General features: G+C 47.9%; 18 protein-coding genes, 1 pseudogene and 1 riboswitch. Of the genes and pseudogenes, 17 read left to right on the top strand and 2 right to left on the bottom strand.

The window, feature by feature from the left end; all coding sequences use genetic code 11:
• The first annotated feature begins 247 nt into the window (after window positions 1–247).
• The 6 genes from HNP82_RS07545 to HNP82_RS07520 are packed head-to-tail and all read left to right on the top strand — an operon-like array spanning window position 248 to window position 8,697.
• Entirely contained in the window at window positions 248–1,450 is a 1,203-nt protein-coding gene (locus HNP82_RS07545; RefSeq protein WP_183772974.1) for a class I SAM-dependent rRNA methyltransferase, read from the top strand.
• A 13-nt stretch (window positions 1,451–1,463) separates the two neighbouring features.
• Entirely contained in the window at window positions 1,464–2,453 is a 990-nt protein-coding gene (add, locus tag HNP82_RS07540) for an adenosine deaminase (protein ID WP_183772973.1), read from the top strand.
• Window positions 2,446–3,639 (top strand): bifunctional chorismate mutase/prephenate dehydratase, encoded by a 1,194-nt coding sequence (locus HNP82_RS07535; RefSeq protein WP_183772972.1) that lies wholly within the window; start codon window positions 2,446–2,448, stop codon window positions 3,637–3,639. The genes add and HNP82_RS07535 overlap by 8 nt, the downstream gene beginning before the upstream one ends.
• Before the next feature lie 38 nt (window positions 3,640–3,677).
• On the top strand, window positions 3,678–5,000 hold the full coding sequence (locus HNP82_RS07530; protein WP_330599488.1) for an ATP-binding protein: 1,323 nt from the start codon (window positions 3,678–3,680) through the stop codon (window positions 4,998–5,000).
• Between the two features lie 5 nt (window positions 5,001–5,005).
• A complete protein-coding gene (locus tag HNP82_RS07525) occupies window positions 5,006–6,544 on the top strand; it encodes a Ppx/GppA phosphatase family protein (RefSeq protein ID WP_183772970.1) in 1,539 nt (512 codons plus the stop codon).
• Window positions 6,545–6,558: 14 nt separating this feature from the next.
• Entirely contained in the window at window positions 6,559–8,697 is a 2,139-nt protein-coding gene (locus tag HNP82_RS07520) for an RNA degradosome polyphosphate kinase (protein ID WP_183772969.1), read from the top strand.
• Window positions 8,698–8,750: 53 nt separating this feature from the next.
• On the opposite strand, the gene typA is transcribed toward HNP82_RS07520, so the two are convergent.
• Window positions 8,751–10,577 (bottom strand): translational GTPase TypA, encoded by a 1,827-nt coding sequence (typA, locus tag HNP82_RS07515; protein WP_183772968.1) that lies wholly within the window; start codon window positions 10,575–10,577, stop codon window positions 8,751–8,753.
• Between the two features lie 545 nt (window positions 10,578–11,122).
• On the opposite strand from typA, the gene HNP82_RS07510 reads away from it, so the two are divergent.
• The 10 genes and pseudogenes from HNP82_RS07510 (at window position 11,123) to HNP82_RS07470 (ending at window position 20,945) form a co-directional block, all read left to right on the top strand.
• Window positions 11,123–11,749, top strand: coding sequence for a single-stranded DNA-binding protein (locus HNP82_RS07510; protein WP_183772967.1), 627 nt, complete (start codon window positions 11,123–11,125; stop codon window positions 11,747–11,749).
• Window positions 11,750–11,811: 62 nt separating this feature from the next.
• A riboswitch (Lysine riboswitch) is annotated at window positions 11,812–11,983 on the top strand.
• Between the two features lie 127 nt (window positions 11,984–12,110).
• Complete coding sequence (gene dapA / locus HNP82_RS07505) at window positions 12,111–13,010, top strand: 4-hydroxy-tetrahydrodipicolinate synthase (protein WP_183772966.1); 900 nt, start codon at window positions 12,111–12,113, stop codon at window positions 13,008–13,010.
• A 35-nt stretch (window positions 13,011–13,045) separates the two neighbouring features.
• On the top strand, window positions 13,046–15,481 hold the full coding sequence (locus HNP82_RS07500; protein ID WP_330599487.1) for a glycoside hydrolase family 2 protein: 2,436 nt from the start codon (window positions 13,046–13,048) through the stop codon (window positions 15,479–15,481).
• 20 nt (window positions 15,482–15,501) lie between these two features.
• Window positions 15,502–15,755 (top strand): annotated as a pseudogene (locus HNP82_RS18610) (DUF1349 domain-containing protein); the annotation flags it as partial.
• A gap of 3 nt (window positions 15,756–15,758) precedes the next feature.
• Window positions 15,759–15,995: a nucleotidyltransferase family protein gene (locus tag HNP82_RS07495; RefSeq protein ID WP_243164699.1), complete on the top strand. Its 237-nt coding sequence runs from the start codon at window positions 15,759–15,761 to the stop codon at window positions 15,993–15,995.
• 371 nt (window positions 15,996–16,366) lie between these two features.
• Entirely contained in the window at window positions 16,367–17,146 is a 780-nt protein-coding gene (locus HNP82_RS07490) for a VUT family protein (protein ID WP_183772964.1), read from the top strand.
• Window positions 17,146–17,799 (top strand): SDR family NAD(P)-dependent oxidoreductase, encoded by a 654-nt coding sequence (locus HNP82_RS07485; RefSeq protein ID WP_183772963.1) that lies wholly within the window; start codon window positions 17,146–17,148, stop codon window positions 17,797–17,799. The genes HNP82_RS07490 and HNP82_RS07485 overlap by 1 nt, the downstream gene beginning before the upstream one ends.
• 8 nt (window positions 17,800–17,807) lie before the next feature.
• Entirely contained in the window at window positions 17,808–19,430 is a 1,623-nt protein-coding gene (locus HNP82_RS07480; RefSeq protein ID WP_183772962.1) for a GDSL-type esterase/lipase family protein, read from the top strand.
• A gap of 60 nt (window positions 19,431–19,490) precedes the next feature.
• Window positions 19,491–19,751, top strand: a complete 261-nt coding sequence (gene spoIIID / locus HNP82_RS07475) for a sporulation transcriptional regulator SpoIIID (protein WP_183772961.1) — start codon at window positions 19,491–19,493, stop codon at window positions 19,749–19,751.
• Window positions 19,752–19,964: 213 nt separating this feature from the next.
• Window positions 19,965–20,945 (top strand): ketopantoate reductase family protein, encoded by a 981-nt coding sequence (locus tag HNP82_RS07470; protein ID WP_183772960.1) that lies wholly within the window; start codon window positions 19,965–19,967, stop codon window positions 20,943–20,945.
• Window positions 20,946–21,565: 620 nt separating this feature from the next.
• Here the strand turns inward: HNP82_RS07470 and HNP82_RS07465 are convergent.
• Complete coding sequence (locus HNP82_RS07465) at window positions 21,566–22,621, bottom strand: alpha/beta hydrolase (RefSeq protein WP_183772958.1); 1,056 nt, start codon at window positions 22,619–22,621, stop codon at window positions 21,566–21,568.
• 175 nt (window positions 22,622–22,796) lie between these two features.
• Between HNP82_RS07465 and HNP82_RS07460 the strand changes: the two genes are divergently transcribed.
• Window positions 22,797–23,489, top strand: a 693-nt coding sequence (locus HNP82_RS07460; RefSeq protein WP_183772957.1) for a ClpP family protease, incomplete at its 3' end; no start/stop codon positions are given.

Raw genomic sequence — 23,489 nt, 5'->3', positions numbered from 1 at the left:
TAAGTAACAGTTCAGCCATCAGGGATGGGCGGGATGGTTTATGCTTGCATAAGAACCAGCCCGCCCATCCCTGATGAGCAGAGCGCCAGATAATGAGCAAAGGAGTGGCGTAAGCCGCGGATCAGCGCGCAAGCGCGGCGCAGCGCAGGCGCGGGCTGAATTGCTACTTTTTAGAACAGTTGGTGTCACTTGCACTTGCGAAATTCTTCCAGGGATGATAAAGTGGTAGAAAAGGAGAATTGATTTCATGAGTAATGCTTATGTTACGCTGAAAAAAGGCGAGGGCCGCGCGTTAAAAGCCGGCGGAATGTGGATTTTTGATAATGAAATTGACACAGTTATGGGAAGTTTTGAAAATGGAGATATTGTTCTTGTAAAGGATTTTGACGGATATATCCTTGGACAGGGTTTTATTAATACAAAGTCAAAGATTACTGTGCGCATGCTTACCCGAAAAAAGGACGCTGTTATCGACCGGGATTTTATTCTTCAGAGAGTGGCAAATGCCTGGGAGTACCGGAAAAAAGTGACGGACACGTCAAGCTGCCGTCTCATTTTCGGGGAAGCGGATTTCCTTCCTGGGATTGTCGTGGATAAATTTGGCGATGTTTTAGTGGTGGAATCTCTGGCCCTTGGTATTGACCGGCTCAAAGAGATGATCGTAGACTGTATCAGAGAGGTTCTGGACAAAGATCACATTGAGATCCGGGGCGTCTATGAGCGCAGCGATGCCAAAGTGCGGCTCAATGAAGGAATGGAGCGGGTGAAAGGTTTTATCGGACAACCTTTTGACACCAGAGTGCCTATTGAAGAAAACGGGGTACGCTATATTGTGGATGTGGAAAATGGACAGAAGACAGGATTTTTCCTGGATCAGAAATATAACCGGCTGGCGGTTCAGAAGCTTTGTGCCGGGGCCAGCGTCCTTGACTGTTTTACTCACACCGGATCTTTTGCCCTCAACGCCGGGGTGGCAGGAGCCAGCCATGTCCTTGGTGTGGACGCTTCAGCCCTGGCTGTAGAACAGGCCAGGGAAAATGCGGACTTAAACGGTCTGTCTGACAGGGTGGAATTTATGTGTGCCGATGTCTTTGAACTTCTTCCAAAGCTGGAAAAGGAAAATAAAATGTTCGATGTGGTCATTTTAGACCCGCCGGCCTTTACAAAATCAAGAAATTCTGTGAAGAACGCGGTGAAAGGCTACAGGGAGATTAATCTTCGGGGCATGAAGCTGGTGCGCCCAGGAGGATTTTTGGTCACATGCTCATGCTCCCATTTTATGACCTACGAACTGTTTACAAAGACGATTCATCAGGCCGCTGCCAATGTCCACAAACGGCTTCGTCAGGTGGAATTTCGCACACAGGCTCCGGATCATCCCATCTTGTGGTCCGCAGATGAATCCTATTATCTTAAATTCTATATTTTTCAGGTTTGCGATGAATATTAAGGGGGACTAAAGAATGATCGAACTGCACATTCATCTGGAAGGTTCTGTCCGGCCGCAGACATTGCTGGAATTGGCCCGGGAGCAGGGAGCGTACATGCCTACCCATGATGTAGAGGCCCTCTCCCGTTATTTAAGAGTACCAAATCAGATCACTGATCTGTCAGAATATCTGAAACGATTTGACCTGGCCTTTACTGTCCTTCAGGAAAAGAAGGCGATCCGCCGGGCGGTATACGAGCTTGTCCGGGATCTGGACGATCAGGGCGTGCTTTACGCCGAGATAAGGATGATTCCTCAGTACCACACCCTTCGGGGGCTGCGCCAGTCCCAGGTGGTGGAGGCGGCCCTGGCGGGAATGAACCGGGGCATTGAGGATGGGAAGCGTATCCGGGCCAATCTTATCCTGTGTACCGTCCGTGGGGCGGACGAAAAGGATAATTTTGCCACTATCGTGGAGGCTATACAGTATTTGCGAAAAGGTGTTGCGGGCATGGATCTTGTAGGCGACGAAGCCAGATACCCCACAGATATGTATGTGGATCAGTTCCAGGTTCTTAACCAGGAAGGTATTCCCTTCTGCGTCCACGCCGGGGAGCAGGCCGGACCTGACAGCATCCGTCTTGCCATTAAAAACGGGGCGCTGCGCATCGGCCATGGCATTCACGCCATTGAGGACCCGGATCTTGTGGAGCTGATTAAGGAGCGGCATATTGCCCTGGAGATCTGTCCCACAAGCAACCTCCAGACCGGTGTGGTGGCGGATATCCATGACCACCCTATTAAAAAATATTATGACGCCGGCGTCCGGGTTACTGTTGGAACAGACGATATGGTTGTCTGTGACACAACCCTTCAGAAAGAATATAAGCTTCTGGAAGATACTTTTGGATGGGGCCCGGCAGATTTTGAAAAGATGAACGGATACGCCATTGACGCGGCGTTTTTGCCCGCTATGCAAAAGGAAAGACTAAGATATTTACTGAAGGAGATTTATCATGGATGAATTACTAAAGCTTCGCAATGACATTGACGCCATTGACGCTCAGATTGTGGAGCTGTTTGAAAAACGCATGGCTGTGTCGGAATCTGTGGCAGCCTACAAAGAGAAAATCGGCAAGGACGTTTTAGACTCTGACAGAGAGCGGGAAAAGATCGGCAAAGTCCGTGAACTGGCCCATTCGGAATTTAACGCCCAGGGGGTTGAGGCTTTGTTTAACCAGCTTATGACCATCAGCCGTATGCGCCAGTATATGCTTATTTCCGGACAGAGCAGCGAATATAGCGGATTCATGCCGGTTTCAGGAATGGCGGTGAAGGCGCGGGAAGGCGCGGCTGCTGAAGATGTGCCGTTTTTGCGGATGCCCTTTGATAAAGGGACAAAGGTGGTTTACAGCGGCGTTCCGGGCGCTTATGGACATCAGGCCATGCTTGGGTATTTTGGCCCGGAAGTGGATTGCTTTAATGTAGCTACATTCCGGGAATGTATGGACGCCATTAAACATGGGGATGCCCGGTATGGTGTGTTGCCTATTGAAAATTCTTCTACAGGGATTATTACCGATGTCTATGATCTCATGGGCGTCTATGACAATTATATCGTAGGAGAATATGTGGTGCGGGTGTCCCACGCCCTCCTTGCCTGTCCAGGGGCCTCCATGGAGGATATTAAGACCGTGTATTCTCATCCTCAGGGCCTTTTACAGTGCCGGAGCTTTCTTTCAGGGAAGAACTGGCAGCAGATCAGCCTGAACAATACGGCGGCGGCTGCGAAAAAAGTTAGAGATGAGAAAGATAAAACCCAGGCCGCCGTTGCCAGCGAGATGGCTGCCGGATTTTATGGGCTGGAAGTCCTTGCCTCAAAGATCAATGATCTTAATAATAATTCCACCCGTTTTATTATTATCCAGAACCGTAGGGAATACTTAAAAGAGGCCAACCAGATCAGTATTTGCTTTGAGCTGCCCCACGCCAGCGGTACTTTGTACAATATCTTGTCCCATTTTATTTTTAACGGCCTGAATATGAACCGTATTGAATCCCGCCCTATTCCCGGAAAAAAATGGCAGTACCGCTTCTTTGTGGATTTTGACGGCTGCCTGTCTCAGCGCCAGGTACGCAACGCTCTGACCGGTATCGCTTCAGAGACAGATAATTTCCGCATTCTCGGCAATTATATCCATGTGGAATGATTGTTACTATACAAAAAAGAAGATAGAAGGTTTTATACGTGCGCATTAAAAATAACGAACTTATCTTATACAGAAATTTTGACGAACCCGTATTTCATACCATGGCCCATGTGGCCAATACTTTTGACGCGACCGATCTGGATCGGAATAAAGCTGTGGATGATATTTACAGATGCATTAGCGAGCTGATCACCATTGCCCGAGATCACGGATTTAACGGCAATCTGTGGCAAGGTTATCTGACGTGGCTTCTTATCACTAACGAAAACGCCTTTTCCATGTCCTGCGAGAAGGTGGGAGCCATTGAGGGCAGTCTAAACGATTTTGCCCTCCATGATCTTCAGATCTTCTATGAGGCCTATCATATGGACTGGAGAGCTGTGGAGAAGCTCCTTGGCATCCATTTTCTCAGTCTGATCAGCAATTATGAAAGCAGCCAGAATAAAGGGGTGATCTACAGTCACGCTTTGCGGGATAGGATCGAGGAGCTGAACCTGCTTTTGTCCCAGGCAGAGGACGCCGTAGCTATGTATAAAGTGCTGACGGATTTTTATAAAGATTACGGCGTGGGCAAGTATGGCCTTCACCGGGCCTTTAAGGTGGAAAAGAAGGGGGAGGAGGCCATCGTAGTGCCGATCACCCGCACAGAAAAAATCCGCCTTTGCGATCTTATCGGGTATGAGACTCAAAAAAAGAAGCTGGTGGACAACACTGAGGCTTTTGTCCGTGGTGAGCGGGCCAACAATGTGCTGCTTTTTGGCGACAGCGGTACCGGAAAATCTACAAGCATTAAAGCCATTCTCAATGAATATTATAAAGACGGGCTGCGCATGGTGGAGATCTATAAGCACCAGTTCCAGGATATCCCCAATGTGATTGCCCAGATCAAAAACCGGAATTACAGGTATATCCTCTACATGGATGATCTGTCCTTTGAAGAGTTTGAGATTGAATATAAATATCTGAAAGCTGTCATCGAGGGCGGACTTGAGACAAAGCCGGATAACGTGCTGATCTATGCCACATCCAATCGCCGCCATCTCATCCGTGAGACATGGGGAGAGCGCCGTCAAAACAGCGACGATGTCCACGGCGGGGATTCTATGCAGGAGAAGCTTTCACTGGCCACCCGCTTCGGGGAGACCATTTATTACGGGGCGCCCAGCCAGAAGGAGTATGTAGTTATCGCCAAAGCTCTGGCAAAGCGCTATGGCATTGTTATGGATGAGGAAGAGATCGGCAAAGAAGCGGTGGTGTGGGAGATGCGCCACGGCGGTCTGTCAGGACGTACCGCCCAGCAGTTTATTAATCATCTGGCGGGGATGCAGGCATTAACTACAGACAACACAGATAAGGGGTGAAATGAATGGCCATAAAAACATTTGCTGCCATTGAGGTGGGCTCCAGCCAGCTTTCCATGAAAGTATATGAGATTTCCAAAAAGCTGGGATTTCGTGAGCTGGATCATGTCCGATCCACACTCAGCCTTGGGGTGGACACTTATTCCAAAGGGATCATCGGCTTTGAAAAGGTCAATGAGCTTTGTGAGGTTTTAAAAAGGTTCCGTTTTAAGATGGAAGAGTATCAGGTAGACGGCTATACAGCGGTGGGGGGAAGCGCACTCCGGGAGGCGAAAAACAGAGATCTGATCGTGGATCAGATACGCATTAAAACAGGGCTTACCGTAAAGATCATTAGCAATGCCCAGCAGCGTTTTTACATTTTTAAATCGGTGGCCTATAAAATGCAGAATTTTGAGCAGCTTATCAAGGAAGGGGCCGCCATTGTGGATCTTGGATCGGGAAGTCTTCAGGTGTCCTGTTTTGAGGACGGCGTTCTGACTTCCACCCAGAATATTAAGCTGGGATCAGTGCGTATCCGGGAAATCCTCTCAGAGATGGAAGATAAGACCACAAGCTTTGTCAATGTCATGGAAGATTATATCGGCAATGATATGCGCACGTTCCGAAGGCTGCGGCTGAAAAACCATAAAGTCCGCCATATGATTGTTGTGGGTGAGGAGTTTTCATCCATCATTAATTATGTGAATATGACAAAAAATAAAGAATTTCTCACAGGAGAGCAGTTTAATAAAATTTACGGAAAACTGCTGAAATCCACGCCATCGGAGATCGCTGACAAATATGGGATTCCCTATGAGCTGGCCTCGGTCATTGTGCCATCCAGCATTATTTATAAGCGGCTGGCCGATGCCACAAGCGTGGACCGGCTGTGGGAACCCCAAGCAGATATGTGCGACGGCCTGGCGGTGGATTACAGTGAGCGTGTGGAAAAGTTTGTGCTGTCCCATGATTTTGAGCGGGATATTTTAAGCTGTATGCGCCATATGACTGAAAAATATGAGAGCAGCACGGATCATATCAGTAACGTGGAAATGCTGGCCATGGAGCTTTTTGACGGCATGAAAAAGATCTCCGGCCTGAACCAGCGCCACCGGCTCCTGTTGCGCCTGGCTGCCCTTCTTCATGACTGCGGCAAGTATATCAGTATGTCAGAGAGTATCAAGGCTTCTTTCCAACTGATCCAGATGACGGAGATTATCGGACTGTCAGAGACGGAAAAAGAGATGGTGGCTTATATTATCCTGTACAACTCCTATCCGGAAATTCCTGATTATGACCAGCAGGATCTTCAGATGACCAAGGAAGATTTTATTGCGGTGATCAAAATGGCGGCCATGCTTCGCCTGTGCAATAGTATGGACCGCAGTCACAAGCAGAAGATTGAGGGTATACGCATCAGCGTCAAGGGAAATGAACTAAAGATCACGGCGGATTCCCTTTATGACCTGACTCTTGAGCAGGGAACGGTTCATGCCCGCCGCCAGACTTTTGAGGAAATTTTCGGACTTGTGCCGGTGTTGCGGCAGAAACGCAATAATTGAGAGGGGATGGAGATATGAATGATACGTTAAATAAACCTGAAAACTTCTGGAACCGGGAGTTAAGCTGGCTGGAATTTAATTACCGTGTGTTAAGCGAAGCCAGGGACAAGAGCCTTCCTCTGTTTGAGCGGCTGAAATTTTTAAGTATTACCGCTTCTAACCTGGACGAGTTTTTTATGATCCGGGTGGCGTCCTTAAAAGATATGGTTCATGCCAAATATAATAAAAAAGATATTGCCGGCATGACCCCTCAGGTTCAGCTTGAAAAAATTTACGAAAAGACCCATGAAATGTACGGCGTCCAGTACAGCACATACAACCGCTCCTTTGTGCCGGCCCTAAAGGCCAGCCATCTAGTCATCATAGACAGCTATGAGGATTTAAACGAGGAGCAGTCCAAATATGTGGACGACTACTTTATGAGGGACGTGTATCCGGTGCTGACACCTATGGCAGTGGATTCCTCAAGGCCATTTCCTTTAATCCGCAATAAAACATTAAATATCGGCGCCCTGATCTGCAGCCACGACGATAAGGACCGGGCCAACTATGACTTTGCCACAGTTCAAGTGCCAGGAGGGTTGCCCCGGATCGTCCGCATACCTTCGGAGGATAAAGAGGACACCACCATTATTTTGCTGGAGCAGATCATCGAGAAAAATATTGACAAGCTGTTTTTAAATTATAAAGTTATGTGCGCCCACCCTTACCGGATCATCCGCAACGCGGATCTGACCATTGAGGAGGAGGAGGCCGCCGATCTCCTTAAAGAGATACAGAAGCAGCTTAAAAAGCGCCAGTGGGGTGAAGTGATCCGCCTGGAAGTGGAAGACGGGATGGATAAGCGCCTGCTGCGCATACTGAAAAAGGAATTTGCCGCCGAGGAAAATTATATTTATAAAGTAAACGGCCCCCTGGATCTGACTTTTCTCATGAAAGTTAGCGGCCTGGAAGGCTTTGAACATTTAAAATATGAAAAATATATCCCTCAGCCGGTGCCTCAGCTTAATCATGAGGAGGATATTTTTACCCAGATCCGCCGTCAGGATATTGTCCTTCATCACCCTTACCAGACGTTTGACCCGGTGGTGGACTTTGTCCGTCAGGCGTCCAAAGACCCTAATGTCCTGGCCATTAAGCAGACCCTTTACAGGGTCAGCGGAAATTCACCGATTATCGCTTCTCTGGCGGAAGCCGCCGAAAATGGGAAACAGGTGACGGTTCTGGTGGAGTTAAAGGCCCGTTTTGACGAGGAAAATAATATTATCTGGGCGAAAATGCTGGAAAAAGCCGGTTGCCACGTGATTTACGGCCTTGTGGGCTTAAAGACCCACAGCAAGATCACCCTGGTGGTTCGCCGGGACGAGGATGGCATCCGCCGCTATGTCCATCTGGGAACAGGAAACTACAATGACGCCACGGCAAAACAGTACACAGACCTTGGACTTTTAACATGCCAGGACCCTATCGGTGAGGACGCCACAGCAGTGTTTAATATGCTGTCCGGCTATTCTGAGCCTCTCCACTGGCATAAGCTTTTGGTGGCCCCTCTGTGGTTGAGAAAGCGTTTCCTTGAACTGATCGGCCGGGAGACCGCCAATGCCAAAGAAGGAAAGCCGGCGCATATTATCGCCAAGGTCAATTCCCTGTGCGATGCCGAGATCATTCTGGCACTTTATGAGGCGTCCAACGCAGGGGTAAAGATTGAGCTGATTGTCAGAGGCATCTGCTGCCTGAAAGCGGGAATCCCCGGAGTCAGCGAAAATATCACAGTCCGATCCATTGTTGGAAACTTCCTTGAACATGCCCGTATTTTCTATTTTTACAATGACGGCTGGGAGGAAGTCTATATGGGCAGCGCGGACTGGATGCCGAGAAATCTGGACAAGCGGGCGGAGATCACCTTCCCTGTGGAGGATGAGGCATGCAAAAAACGGGTGATGGACGTCCTCAGAGTGCAGCTTGCGGATAATGTGAAGGCCCATATTCTCCAGCCTGACGGCTCCTATGAGAAAGTGGATAAGCGGGGCAAGACTCTGATCTGTGCCCAGGATTATTTCTGCCAGCAGGCCATCAAGGAGGCAGTCGGCGATGAGGGGGACGATGAGCCCAAGCGGGTGTTTGAGCCGCTGTATCATGTGGAAGAAGAATAAAAAAAGGTGCTGGCGCATGAGAAATTTTATCATCTCATGCGCCAGTACCTTTTTTATTTGCGGTTGGCACGCATGCGCATTTTCGGGTCAAGGATTTTTTTGCGAATGCGGATATTTTTTGGCGTTACTTCCACAAGTTCGTCGTTTTCAATAAAATCCAGCGCCTGTTCAAGACTTAAAATCTTAGGAGGTGTCAGTTTCAGAGCCTCATCGGAACCGGAGGCGCGGGTGTTAGTGAGCTGTTTGCGCTTGCACACGTTGATCTCAATGTCGTCACCTTTTGGATTTTCACCCACAACCATGCCCTGATAAACTTTTTCACCGGGGCCGACAAAAAGGATGCCCCGCTCCTGGGCGTTAAAGAGGCCATAGGTAATGGTTTCGCCGGTCTCATAGGCGATGAGAGATCCGGTCTGGCGGTAGGCGATATCTCCCTTGTAAGGTCCGTAGCCGTTAAAGAGGGTATTTAAAATACCGTTTCCCTTTGTATCGGTCATAAACTCGCCCCGGTAACCGATCAGTCCACGGGCCGGAATATTAAATTCCAGGCGGGCATAACCGCCGCTGGCTTTGCTCATGCCGGTAAGCTCTCCTTTGCGGTAGCTGAGCTTTTCAATGACAATTCCCGTGAAATCTTCGGGGACATCAATGACGGCGATTTCCATAGGCTCCAAAAGATGTCCCTTCTCGTCATGTTTGTACAGAACCTCCGCTTTGCTGACGGCAAATTCATAGCCTTCACGGCGCATATTTTCGATGAGTACCGATAAGTGAAGTTCGCCGCGGCCGGAAACTTTAAAGCAGTCGGTATTATCGGTCTCCTCCACACGGAGACTTACGTCTGTATTTAACTCTCTGAAAAGACGGTCCCGAAGGTGGCGGGATGTAATATACTTGCCTTCCTGCCCGGCCAGAGGGCTGTCGTTGACCATAAACTGCATGGCAATAGTAGGTTCAGATATCTTCTGGAAAGGGATCGGCTCCGGATGATCCACGGAACAGAGGGTATCGCCGATGTGGATATCTGAAATACCTGAGATGGCCACGATGGCTCCTACAGTGGCTTCTTCGACTTCCACTTTTTTCAGCCCGTCAAACTCGTAAAGCTTGCTGATTTTTACTTTCTTAAACTTGTCCGGGTCATGGTGATTGACGATAATGGCGTCCTGGTTGACACGGATGGTGCCGTTGCTCACCTTGCCCACGCCGATGCGTCCCACATATTCGTTGTAGTCAATGGTGCTGATTAACACCTGTGTATCTGCGTCAGGATCACCCTCCGGTGCCGGAATGTGTTCGATGATGGTTTCAAATAAAGGCTGCATGTCTTTGGCTTCATCGGACATTTCAAGGACAGCTACACCGGATTTGGCGGAGGCAAAGACAAAGGGGCAGTCTAACTGCTCGTCGGTGGCATCCAGATCAATAAGAAGCTCAAGGACTTCGTCGATTACTTCATTGGGGCGGGCTTCCGGCCGGTCAATTTTGTTGATGCAGACAATTACTGACAGATTTAACTCCAAAGCCTTTTTTAAGACAAATTTTGTCTGGGGCATGGGCCCTTCAAAGGCGTCAACAACAAGAATAACACCGTCCACCATTTTAAGGACACGCTCAACTTCGCCGCCAAAATCCGCATGGCCGGGGGTGTCAATAATGTTGATTTTTACATCTTTATAGAAAACAGCGGTATTTTTAGAAAGTATGGTAATGCCCCGCTCCCGCTCAATATCGTTGGAGTCCATGACACGTTCCTGTACAACCTGGTTGGAACGAAAAACGCCGCTCTGTTTTAAGAGTTCATCTACCAGAGTTGTCTTTCCGTGATCAACGTGGGCGATGATGGCTATATTTCTTATATCTTCCCGTTTGATTTTCATTTATATATCCTTCCTTTTTAGGTCTGAGACCGGCTGCCCTGGAATTTTCGGGGCGGTCTCAGATTCAAGACTTGTATTTCCAATTCCATTTTATCTCGCAACCCTCTTATTTTACCATATCGGATGATTTTTTCAAGGTGTTTTTATAACTATTCAGCCGCGAGAGGAGACTATTTCCTCTTTGACCATTTCTAAAGCAGATTTTTGCCCGCTATAAATTAATTTTGCCTTTATGTGTGACTGAGTGTTACACAAACTTGTGACATAAAAGGACATGAATGAAAAGTGACAGCAGAGATTCGCCCCGCACTTTTTTTGATCATGGCGAAGTGAGAAAAAAGCCGTCGATGGTTGATAATTTCTGATTTGGCCGTTCTGTGCTAAGGTTAGAGTGTGCTTGAGACAGTAAGGGAATCCGAAAGGAAAAAATACTTTCAGTTCTAAAATGCAAGACTGGCGAATAGATATATTCTGTATCCTAGTTGTATTTATGCCAGGCCAGAAATACAAAAAATTTTTCAAGATCAGAAAGGGGAACAAAAGCAATGGCGGATAAGGTGCTGGAAAATAATCAGGTGAGCGTGACAGGTGTGGTGGACTCGGAATTTACTTACAGCCATGAGGTATTTGGCGAAGGATTTTATATGCTGGAGATTGTTGTGAATCGTCTCAGCAATATGGCGGACCGGATACCGCTCATGGTTTCTGAGAGACTGGTAGATGTGACACAGTGCTACATAGGCAAAACTGTACAGGCAAGGGGGCAGTTCCGGTCCTATAATAAACATGAGGAAGGGCATAACCGGCTGATCCTGTCTGTATTTGTAAGGGAGTTTGAGGTTCTTGAGGAGGACGCGGTCTGCACAAAACCAAACAGTGTTTATCTCAATGGCTATATATGCAAACAGCCTGTTTACCGTATGACGCCTTTGGGAAGAGAGATTGCAGACCTTTTGCTGGCGGTGAACCGCCCCTATGGAAAGTCGGATTATCTTCCATGTATCTGCTGGGGCAGAAATGCCCGGTTTGCCGGAAAATTTAAGGTAGGAGAGCATATACATCTGTGGGGACGGATACAGAGCCGCACTTATCAAAAAAAGATTGACGCGGACACCGTAGAGAAGCGCACTGCCTACGAGATTTCAGTGAGCAAGATCGAGTGCGCCGAGTAACAATGGCAAAAAGGCGTTGACATACATTTAGAAACATGCTAATCTAAAAATAGCTTATAAAAAGAATAAGTAGAGGCGCATTTTGCATCAGTAGCGGGGCGGATATGGCAGGCATAGATGAACCTCCGTGAAAGGGTACGATGCCGAAGAAACGTACATGCCTGAGGTGGCGTTTCTGGGCACACAGTGAATAGCTGGGTGACTGTCATCGCAAGATGGAGTGCTGCTTAACAGATTGAAAGTGATCCGCCATAGCGGATGAGAGTATGTAACTTTCCAGGGTCGGCACGCTGCCGGCCCTTCTTTTTACATTCCAATTTTAAACTGCCGGAAACAGTTGCGATAAACAAGGAGGAAGCATATGGCTATTTTTAAGGGCGCCGGTGTAGCGATTATTACACCTATGAATGAAGATTTAAGTGTGAATTATGAAAAGCTTGAACAGCTTATTGACGAGCAGATTGAAAACGGAACAGATGCCATTATTATCTGCGGTACAACGGGAGAGTCTTCCACACTGACAGAGCCGGAACATGTAGAGTGTATCCGTGTGGCTGTATCCGCTGCCAAAAAGAGAGTTCCAGTGATTGCCGGAACCGGCTCCAATGATACAAAGACAGCAGTTTATCTCACACAGGAAGCTCAGGCTGCCGGCGCTGACGCGGCGCTGCTTGTCTCCCCGTACTACAATAAAGCTACACAGAAAGGTCTGATCGCTCACTATTCAGAGATTGCAAAAAACACAGACCTGCCGCTGATCTTATATAATATCCAGAGCCGCACAGGGGTTAATATTGCCCCGGAAACCATCGTGACACTGGCAAAGACCTGCGACAATATTGTAGCCGTGAAGGAAGCCTCAGGAAATATTTCCCAGATTGCAAAGCTGATGCATCTGGCCGATGGCTGTGTGGATCTGTATTCAGGCAATGATGATCAGATCGTTCCTCTTCTGTCCTTGGGAGGCATTGGAGTGATTTCGGTGTTGTCCAATGTGGCTCCTCAGTATACCCATGACATTGTTGAGAGCTACATGAACGGGGATGTGGCAAAGAGCTGCCAGATGCAGTTGAGAGCCATCCCTCTCATTAACGCGCTGTTTAGCGAGGTGAATCCGATCCCGGTGAAAGCCGCCATGAATTTAATGGGCAAGGAAGTAGGTTCTCTGCGTTTGCCGCTGACGCCTATGGAGGAGGCTCATGTTCAGACACTTGCTAAAGCAATGGAAGATTTCGGAATTGAATTAAAGAAATCATTATAAAAAATGGGCTGCCGCATGAGGATAAAATTTCTTGTGTGACAGCCTTATCCGGTTACTGGAAAGAGGGGATGATCATGAAATATTCATTAAATGACGACTGGTTTTTTACCCGCTATTTTGATACAGAACTGATGACCCTTCCCGGAGATCAGTGGGAAAATTTTGAAAAAGTCCGTCTGCCTCACTCAGTACAGCTTTTTCCAAGAAATTACTGTAATGAGGACGATTATCAGATGGTCAGCACATATATGCGCCATTTAGATATTAAAAAGGAATGGGAAGGAAAAAATATTACCCTTTTCTTCGAGGGGGCCGCTCATGAGGCGACGGTTTACTGCAACGGCCAGGAAATCTGCCGCCACGGCTGCGGTTACACCGCCTTTGAGGCGGATATTACCGACGCTGTAGTTTTTGGCGGCCAAAACACAGTTGCCGTTCGGCTGGACAGCCGGGAGAGTCTGAATGTGCCGCCCTTTGGCGGCCAGATCGACTATCTGACCTTTGGCGGCCTGTATCGGCAGGTGTGGCTTCTTGTCCGGGAAAACAGCCATTTTAAAGATGTATTTGTCCGGGCTGAAATGGACGGTATGATGGAAATCCAGATTAGGGGAGTCCATACGGAAAACACGGTGATCCGGGGACACGTCCTTGACCGGGAAAAGAAAGAGGCGGCTGCGATCAGCGAGAGGCCCTTTGCGGATAAAATTGTCCTGAAACCGGAAAACATTAAACCATGGACATTGTCTCAGCCATGGCTCTATACGTTGTCCCTTGAGATGGTTAGAGATGGAGCGGTGGTGGACTCTTTGAATGTACGCTTTGGATTTCGTACAGTTGCCTTTACCGATCAGGGATTTTTCTTAAATGGTAAGCGGTGTAAACTGCGGGGACTGAACCGTCATCAGAGCTGGCCCTATATGGGCTATGGAGTGCCGGCAAGAGGTCAGCGCCTGGATGCGGATATTTTAAAGAGAAAGCTGGGATGCAACGCGGTTCGCACAAGCCATTATCCGCAAAGCCAGGATTTTATTGACCGGTGTGATGAACTGGGCCTTCTTGTTTTTACTGAGATCCCCGGCTGGCAGCATATCGGGGATGAGGCTTGGAAAAATCAGGCGATGGAAAATGTCCGGGAGATGGTCACCCAGTACCGCAACCACCCCAGTATTTTTATGTGGGGCGTACGCATAAATGAAAGCGCAGACGATGATGAGTTTTACGAGAGGACAAACGCCATCGCCCGCAGTCTTGACCCCTCAAGGCCCACCGGTGGCGTGCGCTGTATTAAAAACAGCCGCTTGCTGGAAGATGTTTATACATATAATGATTTTGTCCACAGTGGTCACAATGCCGGATGTGAGGCAAAGAAAAATGTCACTTCGGACATGTCCAAAGGGTATATGATCACGGAATATTGCGGTCATATGTTCCCCACGAAAAATTATGACTGTGAGGAACACCGGACAGAACATGCCCTGCGTCACGCCAGGGTTCTTGCCGACGTGGGAAAAAACAGAGACATTGCCGGAAGTTTCGGATGGTGTATGTTTGATTATAATACTCACCGGGATTTTGGCAGCGGCGACCGGGTGTGTTACCACGGCGTTATGGATATGTTCCGCAATCCTAAACTTGCGGCGGCTGTCTACGCCTCCCAGCAGAATAAGACGCCGGTTCTTGAAGTGTCCAGCTCTATGGATATCGGTGACCATCCGGCGGGACAGCTTGGAAAGGTGATTGTCTTTACCAACGGAGATTTTGTCCGCCTCTATAAAAACGATGAGTATGTTGGAAGTTATGGTCCGAGCCCCGCTTATGGCGGAATGAAGCACCCACCGGTGATCATTGAAGATACTGTAGGAAGCCTTCTTGAGCGGAAAGAGGGCTATGATCAAAAAACTGCCCGTATGGTCAAGGACTGTCTTTACGGTGTGGTTAAGTACGGCCCCGACGGACTGCCTAAAAAGCTCCGCCTGAAAATGGCCTGGCTTTTGGCAGTGAAGCATATCGACCAGGGGAAAATGAGGGAACTATTTGGAAAATATATCGGCGGCTGGGGAGAAAAGCACCGGACATGGCGTTTTGAGGCTGTCAGAGGAGGACAGGTTATTGCTGTCCGTGAACGCTTGCCGTTTGAGGGAATGATCCTGGATATTCATTCGGATACAAAAGTTCTTGTAGACGGTCCGGCATGGGATATGGCCACTGTGAACTTTTCTGCCAGGGATACCTGCGGCAATGTTTTAAATTACTGCCAGAATGGCATTTCCCTGAGAACCGAGGGCCCCATTGAGCTGTGCGGTCCGGCCCAGACATCCCTGTGCGGTGGTTGGGGCGGATGCTATGTCCGCACTGTGGGCGCTGCCGGAACCGGGAGGCTCTATGTGAAGATGGAGGGCATGGAAGAAAAGCTGGTGGCTTTTACAGTAAAAAAGGGCGAAGGTGTCAATGATGGATTTAACAAGATTTAAGTGGACCCGGATGCCGGCACATTTTGCCCTTTGTGGACAGTGAAAACTGGCTGAAGGCTTCAGTGGAATATGAAAATGACAGCTTTAGTCATCAGGGGAGCGTTGTGCCTAACGGCGGCTACTCAGACTGGGCTGCCACGGCCATACCGGCGGAAAGATCCGGTTTGGCATTTATGCCTGTTCCCCGGAAAATTCATCATTTACGGCAGTGTTTTCAAATATGGAGCTGGCACAGTGCCAGTGGAAGGCCCATGACGGACAGCAGCCGGATGAAACATTGGAAAAAACAACGGGAATCCGCCCTGACGTTTTGGGGGAAATTCGGGAATTGGCACAAAAGTATCGTGTGAAAAAGGTTCTCCTGTTTGGTTCACGGGCCAGGGGAGATTATAGAAAAACAAGTGATATTGTAAATCTGGATCAGGATATGCAGCCGGAGCTAAAATCGTCGATTCAGCGGGAAGGGAAAGTAATTTATCAAAAAAGCATTTTTATCAAATGTTCTGTGACTTAAAAGAAGAGATTGATAAAAACTGGCTTTGAATTTGACCTCAGCAGCATCATGATTTATTATTGTATCATAATCATTGCGAAAAAGTATTGCAGTTATGAAAATTATGCTGTATAATGGCAAAGTATTTTTCAGATACCGACAGTTCGTTTGTACCATCCTGTCGTTAAACAAAACCAGGACTGCTGTTCATATATGGTGAAAGGATAGCGGCTTTGCGTTTTGCAGAGCCCTTTTTATTTTTGCGGACAACGAGCCAAGGACATGCCTGCATGTCCATTTGACTTCGCAGGAAACTGCGCTCCTATGAAATAAAATTACTCCATTAAAAGGCAGTTGCTGGTGGTGAAAAAACTGCTAATTGGAGGAAAATTATGAACAACCTGTATTCACCATCATTATCTTCAGTCAATACTTTCAGAATATGGCTGAAAAAAGAAAAAGAAGAAACAGCCCTTCTGCTCAGATGTATTCCGGCAACAGTTGTTTCCCTATTTGTTGTCAGCGTTATCTGTATGAATCTGCTTGCCAACAAAACCCTTGTCCAGACGTCCTGGATCGCTCTGGACGGCGGCATACTCATATCATGGCTGTCATTTATGTGTATGGATATGATCACAAAACATTTCGGTCCTAAAGCTTCCAGCACCATTGCCATTCTGGCGGCAGCTATCAACCTTATGACCTGCCTGATTTTTTACATCGCCAGCATTATCCCATCCGATGCCGACGACTATACCGCTCTCAATGGAATCCTTGGCGGCACATGGTTTATCCTTTTGGGTAGTACCGTGGCCTTTCTTGTATCGGCGGTCATCAACAATTTTCTTAACTGGACCATTGGCAGGGCTTTTCACAAAAATCCCGATGGAAGGCTGGCCTTTGCGGTCCGGACCTATATATCCACTTTTATCGGACAGTTTATTGACAATCTTATTTTTTCTGTCATTGTGTTTGTTATTTTTGCGCCTGTTTTTTGGGACGGTTTTCACTGGACAATCCTTCAGTGCGTGACCTGTGCCATTACCGGGGCGGCAGCGGAACTGATCATGGAAATTGTATTTTCACCTTTGGGCTACAAAGTTGTCACAAAGTGGAAAGAGCGCCATGTGGGACAGGAATATCTCACCTATATGGAGGAGGAATATAATTAATGAAAGTACTTATTACAGGGACTTCCCAGGGTATAGGCCAGGCGATCGCCGAAAAGTTCCTCAATGAAGATCATCAGGTCATTGGCATTGACCGGCAGGAAGCGTCCATTAAGCACGGCAGTTATACCCATTACCAGGTGGATATCCGGGATCACGATCATCTGCCGGATATTGATGGGGTTCAGATTCTCATTAACAATGCCGGGACTCAAAATGAGGATGATATTGATATTAACCTGAAAGCCCTGATCTATATTACTGAAAAGTACGGGATTCAGGGTCAGATACGGTCGATTTTAAACATCGGATCAGCCAGCGCCCATACAGGCTCGGAATTTCCTATGTACTGTGCCAGCAAAGGCGGCGTTCTGGCATATACAAAAAACACGGCCATGCGGATCGCCCCATTTGGCGCTACATGCAACAGTTTAGACCCCGGCGGCGTCCTCACGCCTCTCAATGAGTGCGTGATCAATGATGAAACACTGTGGGCTCAGATCATGGAGGAGACGCCTCTGAAAAAATGGGCCTCCACAGAGGAGATTGCCCAGTGGGCCTATTTTCTCACGGTGATCAATACTTTTTGTACCGGACAAAGCATTATTGTGGACGGTGGAGAATCTATTAAACATAATTTTATCTGGAAAGACTGAAAATATAAATGAAAGTGATATGCTACGGCGATTCTAATACATACGGTTATGATCCCAGATCCTATCTGGGGGACCGGTACACGCCCAAAAACCGTTGGGTGGATATTGTGGCGGATAAAACGGGATGGCAGGTGGAAAACCGGGGACTCAATGGCCGGAGGATTCCCATGGGGGAAGCAGCCCTCCCACAGGATACAGATCTTGTGATCCTTATGCTTGGGACTAACGATCTTTTAGGCGGGATGTCCCATGAGGCGGTGACAGAAAAAATGGAGCGTTTTATCGGGAGTATCCATCTGCCCCATGACAAAATACTGCTGATCGCTCCGCCGCCAATGGAGTCGGGAACATGGGTGGATGACACGGAAATCATAAGAAACTCTCAAAAGCTGGGGAAAGATTATGAGACTTTGGCCCGCCGGACCGGTGTCATGTTTGTCGATGGAGGCGCCTGGAATATTGTCTTGGCTTTTGACGGCGTGCATTTTACGGAAGCCGGACACCGGATTTTTGGGGAACAGCTTTGCAGGTTTTTAAAAAATCAGAAAGGGAGAAACGGCATGGAACCGGATCTCTGGAAGGTTACTTTTGACGGCAGCTTCTGGAAAGCAAAAGGGGATGCTGGCCGGGAGATTCCTGTGAAAAAGAATTTTTCCTGGGAGGGAGAGTTTTGGTATATCCCTGCGGTTTATCTTTGCCGGGAAGGTCTGGTCATGGATTTATGCAAAAGGGCGGACCCGGAGGATATTACCGATTATATTCAGCGGTGGGATCTCATCCATGAACAGGAACACTCTTATTCACGGCAGGAGCAGGAACAAATGGAAAGAGAGCATCCCCTGAGGACAGATATACTTCCAAAGGTGACTGTTAATGGGAAGATGCTGAAAAATGACCATGGCTGCGGCATATCATGGATACCGTCTCAGTGCCTTCAGGGCATGGAGGCAAAAGAAGCGGAGGCAGAGAGGGTTCTGGATCACTATGGTCTTGACCCTCTGTGGGGATGGACCATCTGCCGGCATTCATTTTCCTGGGCGTTTGGACCGGTGGAAGAAATAGAGACTCTTCATCTGTCCATGGAATGTACTCCGGTGTTTGTTCCCACAGCATCTATTGAAAATCCACAGGAGGGCCAGGTAATCTTGCTGCTCCATCCGACTACCGGTCATGTATATTCGCTGACGATCCGGGGCAGGGACATCAAAAAGCTGGATGAAAATATTCTCAAAGATGAAGATGAAAGGACTTTCAATAAAGAGGTTGGTACCGTTCCGGCAGCCATAAATTATCCCACATATTACGAAATGTTGTCCTATATGGTGGAACCGGAGGTGGATGGCGGGGAGCTGATCATCCGGGATATGGAGGATGGCGACCGCCCGGTGATAAGATCGGCGGGGCAGGATGGAGCGTCTCCTTCGGCGGCATCTGCCGCTGTGATCGGCGGCGCCGATGGCCCTACATCCGTTTTTGTTTCCGCCGGGAAAAAGAAATCAGATGTTCACACATCCTGTTCCTCCCTTTATTTTCAGCCGCCTGAGATGGTTCGCTGGATGGCCGGATTTATGATCAGGGAAAAGGACCGGATAGAGATATCGGTCATAGGGAGGAAAGTTCAAGAAATATAAAAAGTCATAATCGTCCTGCGCATTTAATATGATGTAAAAAACGTTCTCAGAGGCGGCTCAATGAAAGAGTATATCGAAGAGCGGGCAGTAGATATTGCCAATTACATTATAGACCATAATGCCACAGTGCGTCAGACTGCGAAAAAGTTCGGGATCAGCAAGTCAACGGTACATAAGGACGTCACCGAACGATTAAATACCATTAATCCATCTTTGGCCAGGCAGGTGCGGATCGTGCTGGACGTAAACAAATCCGAGCGGCATATACGGGGCGGGCTGGCTACCCGGGAAAAATATCTGCATCAGTCGGCAAGAATATAATAAACAGATTTTTATTCCTGCAGGCAGTGAGCCAAGCGGACGCTGTGTGCCAGTGGCACATGTTTAGCACTGACCGTAGCAGAGCGAAGAGCAAATACCCCGCCCCTTGGGGCGCTGCTAGTTCGCTGCCCTGTTGCTTGCAGTGGGGGATTTGACCTGGCGTAGGGAGAAGCACAAAAAAATAAGTAAACAAGGAAGGGGATAAGGACACTGATGATAAAACAGTCAACATCAGAGGATGCAAATCTTCAGTACATGATCATCGGCGCCGGAGGATGCGGAGGAAGTATTGGCGCCTTCCTGGCATATGGAGGCAAAGATGTGTACTTTATTGCCAGAGGCAGACATAAGGAAGCAATGGCGCACGGCGGATTGTCTATGAAAACCACAAGCAGGGGAAATTTTACAATAACCCCGGTCATGGTTTTTGATGAAGAAGAATATCTGAGGAAAGCGGAACGGGGAATTCTGAAAAAACCGGATATTATATTTGTGTGCGTTAAATTTTATTCACTGGAGGCGCTGGTTCCTTTTTTACAAAAGATTTCCGATGAACACACGGTCATTATCCCTATTCTCAACGTTTACGGAACCGGGCGGCTGCTGTCTGAGCGTCTGCCCGGCCCCCTAGTGACCGATGGCTGCATTTATATCGCTGCGGAAATTGAAAGTCCCGGATGTGTTGTGCAGAAAGGGGATATTTTCAGAGTTGTCTATGGAGTCAGGGATAAGAAAGATGAACGGCCAATATTAGGAAAAGTCGCCGGTGATTTGGTGGAGTGTGGAATCGAAGGGATTTGGTCAGACAACATTTCCAAAGATGGACTGCAGAAGTTTTCTTTGATATCTCCCATGGCGGCCTGCGGAGCCTTTTATGATGTCCGTATTGGCGCTGTGCAAACGCCGGGAAAGGAAAGAGAGACTTTCTCAGCCCTTGTAGAAGAGATCGCCGCTCTTGGCAGAGCGATGGACATCTCCCTGCCGGAAGATATTGTACAGATCAATCTCGGCCTGATCGACAGTCTCCTTCCCGATGCCTGCGCTTCCATGCAGAGAGATCTGTGGAATCAAAAACCAAGTGAGATTCAGGGACTTGTATATGCGGTACCTGAGATGGCGAAAAAGGCGGGAATTACCCTCCCTATATACGAAAAGATCGCCGAAACACTGCGCTGCCGTTTTCAAAAACAGTAAAAAGAGCAGTTAGTACATCTTACAGTGTAAAAAGCCGGCCCCTGCTGCCCCAGGAGCCGGCTTCCTGTTTAGTTCAAAAGATCTGCGATGCAGTATTCACGGACGCCGGAAGCACCTCACAAGAACCATTATGATTATTGATATAGTTTCCAATGACTTTGGTTAATTGCGAAACTAATTTTTGATGCATATAACTTGGCGGCGCCCATATCATACATTACGCCGTCGATCAGTTCTGAGCGCTGGCCGTCAGGTAGATTATAAATATCTTTGATCGTATAAGATGGATCTTTTGGTAATGGCATAGATTACACATCTTTTCCTGCATGGGAAGCTTGAAATAGAGATGAATCGTTATAAAATTCCAAATACATAAAAAGACAGCTCAGCAGCCGCGTGTTTCTAAGAATAATCTTTAAGTGAGCTTAGACACCGGCTATACGCCCGCTTTTTGCGGCGCACTCCTCCCGGAACTGACCTGCCTTTTCTATTATAGCGCAGCTTTCTGGGAATGGCAAGGACAACAGATTTTTTTCCTGCGGTGCGCAAAAGACTGTGAATGTTCACCTGGGCAACTGCAGCAAAAGTCCGGCCAGATGAAGAGGGAGGTTATACCCCGGTTATTTGGCGCCGGACTCTATGCCCTTGTGGGGAGAGTTATGGATACATTTTTTTATAAAGGAAGTAAAAGCTCTCTGGTAAGCTTTCGGATCAGTGATATAAGACATAATATGGGCGGCGCCAGGGACGATAAGAAGCTGTTTGGGGCCGCTGCAGGCGTTGTACAATTTGTAGGCCATGGATGTTGGAACAAAATTGTCGGCGTCCCCGTGAATAAAGAGAATGGGAACACGGGAATGACGGACGCAATCCACAGGACGGATATATTTCAGGCTATATCCGCCAATGGCCCGGCATATTTTGTCATAGAATAAAAGCATAGGAAATACAGGTATGTGGAGCCGGACTCTCATTACGTGGGCTACTTGATCCCAGCCGCTGGAAAAGGCGGCGTCGGAGATGATCCCTTTCACCTGAGAGGGGAGATGATCCGAGTTGCTGCATGAAAGCACAGTGGCGGCGCCCATGGAAAGACCGTGGAGGAAAATCCGGCAGTCCGGGCCGAATCTATTGGCAAGATAGTTCGCCCATGTGAGACAATCGTAACGGTCGTGGAAACTAAAACCGATATAGTGGCCATCACTGCGGCCGTGGGCCCGGTCATCTACCAGGCAGAAAGTCAGGTTTTTTTTCTTATAAAACGGTGTAAATATGGCAAAATCGTTAATGCCATCGGAGTGGTAGCCGTGGATACACAGCAAAATTGTCGCAGGTTCCTTTGATGACTTCCGGGAAGATGAACTCTGGGCGCAATCTTTCTCACTTGCCTGGGGGTCCTGGGGACTGTAAAGCCGTCCATAAAGGCGAAGCCCGTCATAGGCGTTTAAAAACACTTCCTCGAAAGGCTGGTGGGAAAGCCAGGTTTTGCGTGAGGAAAGCCTGGCGTCGTATTTCTTTTCCTGCAAAGAGGATGATTTTTTAGAATGTAAGCGAAATGAACGTTCCTTTTTACGGCCAAAAGCCTGGAAAAAAATATAAGTACACACCGCGTTTATCAGCGCGGTAACACTTAGACCTAACATACCGGCCCGCTGTAAGATTTTTTTTGCTTTCATAACCGATTCTCCTTTGAGGATACTTTCTTTTATGTTGCTCCGGAGAATACGTTGCTCCGGCATCATCTTTCTATATAGTATAGCACATTCTTCTGATTTTTCTATGGTTTGATTATGAATATTTCTGCCGAATTGACGCATAGTGGTATCAGTATAGAAAGTGAGGAATGTGTATATGAAAACGAAAAAATCTATGGGAGAGTTTACTGGAAATGAATACCCCGTCGGGCAAAACCAGGATCAGAGCGGGCCGGAGGAAAAAGCTCAGGAGCAGAAAGCGAAGGATGAGCGCATTGAAAAGCAGGGGCAGGTGCTTTTGGATCAGAATAATAAAAAACATAAAATCCACCTGTTAAGCATTATCGGTGAGATTGAGGGGCATGAGATATCCTCTCCTCAGACAAAAACGACAAAGTATGAGCATGTGCTTCCCGCCCTGGCTGCCATTGAGGACAGCGAGGAGATTGACGGGATTTTGGTGCTTCTCAATACTGTGGGCGGTGATGTTGAGGCGGGACTTGCCATCGCGGAAATGATCGCTTCCCTGACAAAGCCTACAGTGTCCCTGGTTCTTGGAGGCAGTCATTCCATCGGCGTTCCACTGGCTGTATCCACAGATTATTCTTTTATTGTTAAAACCGGAACCATGCTTATCCATCCGGTCCGGATGAACGGAATGATTATCGGTGTTCCCCAGACTTATGACTATTTTAAAAAGATCCAGGACCGGATCGTAGGTTTTATTACAGAACACAGCAGGATGACGTCTCAGAGGATCGAGACACTGATGATGGAGACAGGGGTACTGACAAAAGATGTGGGAACGATCCTTGTGGGTGAGCAGGCGGTGGCGGAAGGACTCATTGAT

This window comes from Catenibacillus scindens (genome assembly GCF_014202115.1).
GTDB classification, from domain to species: domain Bacteria; phylum Bacillota; class Clostridia; order Lachnospirales; family Lachnospiraceae; genus Catenibacillus; species Catenibacillus scindens.
Note: the sequence above shows the minus strand (reverse complement) of the source record. Positions and strands in the feature narration are given on the sequence as shown.